Source organism: Vibrio genomosp. F10 str. 9ZD137 (assembly GCF_049974785.1).
Lineage (GTDB): Bacteria > Pseudomonadota > Gammaproteobacteria > Enterobacterales > Vibrionaceae > Vibrio.
In genome coordinates, this window is sequence record NZ_JBNGCJ010000308.1 from 1 (window position 1) to 3,219 (window position 3,219).

Here is a 3,219-nt window from a genome sequence, read left to right on the forward strand (position 1 = left end):
CACTAGCAGGGGCGACAGTTGCTTCCGTAAGCACACCATCGACAAAGAAGATGCCTTTATCTTCATTGTAATCGCTAATTGTTTTTTCCATTCCCATGAACGGAAATAGTCCCTTCTTCTTAGGTAAAGGATCCTGGGTGTAGTTAACATCCATCCCGTCTTGAGTGAATTTCCACTTTGGATCACCTGATCTAAATGCTTTTTCTGCTTCTTGGAAACTACGAGCGACAGGGTGGTTGATGTTAAACTCTTCACCCGAAACAACCAAATTCAATATATAAGGATCTGAAGTAAAAACTTTGCTGTTACTCCCTTTTCCTAAGTTCTTATCCATGCGAACAATGATTTGAACCTCTCCCTCTGGCAAATTATTCTTGCCCACTTTAGATTCCGAAGCTTGACCATTAATATACAAAATTGAGACACCAGGACTAGGGGTAAGCACTGCTGCACTAGCTGATACGGAAAAAACACACAAAACTAACCATCGGCATACTTTCATTCAATTTACTCCAATTATTACGATAAAATCTTTCAATAGAAGAGACTATCTCGATTAACCGATTTATTAAAAGTAAAAAACCACCCATATGGGTGGTTTTTATTGCTCTTAAAATCTATTTCTAGATTAGAAAGATGCTTTGATACCTACACCGTAACCAGTGTCGTAATCTTTACCAGTTTCCGACTTGCCACCAACTTCTGCGTACGCAGTTGTGTTAGGAGCTAGCGCGTAACCTACGTTTAGGAACCAGTTATCTTGGTCTTCTTCACCATCGATGTTAGCACTTGTCACGCTGTAGCCACCTGCGAAGGTGTACTTTGCGAACGTGTAATCAGCTGCTAAAGCGATTGTATCTTCATCACTTGATGTAGTTTTCGCTACGCCTTCTTTAACTTCGTTAGTGTAGTAACCAAGCTCAAGGTTTACATTTTCAATACCAGCAAAACGAGCTTCTAAACCAAACAATGCAGCGTCTGCGTAAACTGGTGACGTTACATTATTTTTTGTCTTCGTGCCACGAAGCTCTGCATCAGCATAAAAGCCAGTGAAGTCGAAATCAGCAACACGGTAACCTAGTTTAAGGTCAAAGTAGCTACCTTTCTCACCAATTGCTTTAGCTTCGTGCTTGTCTTGGATAAGACCGAAACCAGCGTATAGGCTGCCGTTGTCGTAATCGTAACGAACTGCTTCTTCACCACCGAATGGAGCATCGTCTACAAAAGAGCTAACACCGAATAGGTAATCAGAACCTACGCCAGCATCGTCCATTTGAGTATCTAGCTTACCGATTTTCAAAGAACCAAATTCGGTTGTGTAGAAACCTACGTACACATTTCCTACACTAGTCTTATCGTTTGCACGGTCGCTGTTGTCGCCAGAAAACTCTAGGTAACCGCCTACTTGGAAGTCTTCGTTTACTGCGTAACGAGTGTCAAAGCCAAAATCTGCATCATCGATTTCTTGCTTAGCTTCGCTATCTTTAGTTGTGCTCTTTTTGTAACGAACTTCGATATCACCTTTAAGATCAACTGTAACGCCATCTTGGTTGTAAAGTTCGATCGCTTGTACTGAAGTTGCTGATGCTGCGATAGCAAGAGCTAATAGAGTCTTTTTCATGTTAATCCACTGCCTTTTCGTTAGATGGGAAATCCTTGTCCGGTTCCCTTTATTTTGATGGTGGCTCAAGCTCTTATGGCTTAATGTCACCGTCTCTAAATTTCGTGGTCTAGATTGCAAAAGATAATCCTGCGTGTCAAATCTTCTAAAAATTTACCTAAAAAAACGTCAAAACAATAAAAATCAATAGGTTACATTGATTTGTGCTTTTTTTTCGAGTCACATCTTAGCTTTTGGCGTAAAAAATCAAAAATTTAACAAACCAAAAATTAGATTAAAACCCTAAAAATTTGACCAATAGGTTAATCAATCAGAATATTTAACCGCAAAACCCATATGGCTGGAGGTTTATATATTTTTAGTTATAAAATTAATCTAACCCCGTGAAGGTTCAACTTTTTTTTGTGAACAAGATCCATTTTTTAGCTAATAGCATTCAATTTCGTGAACTAAGTACACACTAGAGATTTGTGCTAACATCGTCAGGTCACTATTTAGGTCACCGTATGTCAACCAGTAAAATTCAACAATCTATCCGTAAAAGTTATCAAAACCTGCAATTTCAGCTCGATAACTTTGTCCCTCGTCGAGCACAGAACTATCTTGTTGCAGAAATCACAAAAACACTTTGTGGTGATTATCACAAAAAAAATCGCATCCTCGTTGGCGAAGCCGGAACCGGAATCGGTAAATCTTTGGCCTATTTAATGGCAACAATTCCGATTGCTGTCTTCAATAATCGTAAGGTTGTTATTTCGACGGCCACGGTCGCATTGCAAGAACAATTAATTAACAAAGACCTGCCGCTTTTTCGACGCATTACCGACCGAGAGTTTTCTTTCATCTTGGCGAAGGGACGACAACGTTATTGCTGCGCAGAAAAATTGGCCTCAGCGAGCGGTGTCGATGGTGGCCAGTTGGCCATGTTTGAATCGAAGCCCCAAAAAAATGAGCTTGATTTACTTCAAACCATGTATAAGTCACTGGTGGGTGGGAAATGGGACGGGGATAGAGACTCATGGCCAAAACCGATTCGTGATGAATTATGGCAATCGATCGTCAGCGATAAGCACAGCTGCAATAATAGTTTGCCCGCTCATCGTTCTTGCCCTTTTCAAAAAGCACGTTCTGAACTAGACAAAGCCGATGTCATTATTGCTAACCACAGTTTAGTCATGGCCGATGCTGATTTAGGCGGCGGTGTCATCCTTCCCGAACCTGAAAACACCATTTATGTTTTCGATGAAGCGCATCATTTACCTCGCGTTGCCCGCGACCATTCTTCAGCGTCAGCCAGCTTAAAAGGTGCAGCAACCTGGCTAGAGCGACTGAATAAGCTGGTCAGTAAGTTTGCTAACTTAGCGGATGAAAAACGAGTCGGTCGCTTCCAAAACCAGCTTCAAGATTCCATTCAGCAATTAATTCCCTCTTTAACTCAACTCAGTCAGCGCTTTGACCCTTCATTATTTGAAGAAGGGACCTATCGTTTTGAAGGAGGAGAACTCCCTTCTTGGCTAGAGAAAGAAGCGACAGAACTAAAGCAGCTGTCCAATAAAGGGGCTCAGGCCGCGGCAAAAGTAGCGGATCTGATCGCGGAG

Annotated in this window: 2 protein-coding genes and 1 pseudogene; 1 reads left to right on the top strand and 2 read right to left on the bottom strand. The window is 41.5% G+C overall.

The window, feature by feature from the left end; translation table 11 throughout:
* Both ACP45E_RS05795 and ACP45E_RS05800 read right to left on the bottom strand, forming a co-directional pair.
* The coding region (locus tag ACP45E_RS05795) for a DUF2057 family protein (protein WP_069584794.1) at positions 1-502 on the bottom strand (502 nt) is incomplete at its 3' end.
* Positions 503-628: 126 nt separating this feature from the next.
* Complete coding sequence (locus ACP45E_RS05800; RefSeq protein ID WP_017037332.1) at positions 629-1,621, bottom strand: porin; 993 nt, start codon at positions 1,619-1,621, stop codon at positions 629-631.
* A 506-nt stretch (positions 1,622-2,127) separates the two neighbouring features.
* Here ACP45E_RS05800 and ACP45E_RS05805 point away from each other — a divergent pair.
* Positions 2,128-3,219 (top strand): annotated as a pseudogene (locus ACP45E_RS05805) (ATP-dependent DNA helicase DinG); the annotation flags it as partial.

What these genes read in the sequence shown, in the direction of transcription:
- ACP45E_RS05800 (WP_017037332.1), bottom strand. Translation starts at nt 1,621, where the DNA reads ATGAAAAAGACTCTATTAGCTCTTGCTATCGCAGCATCAGCAACTTCA.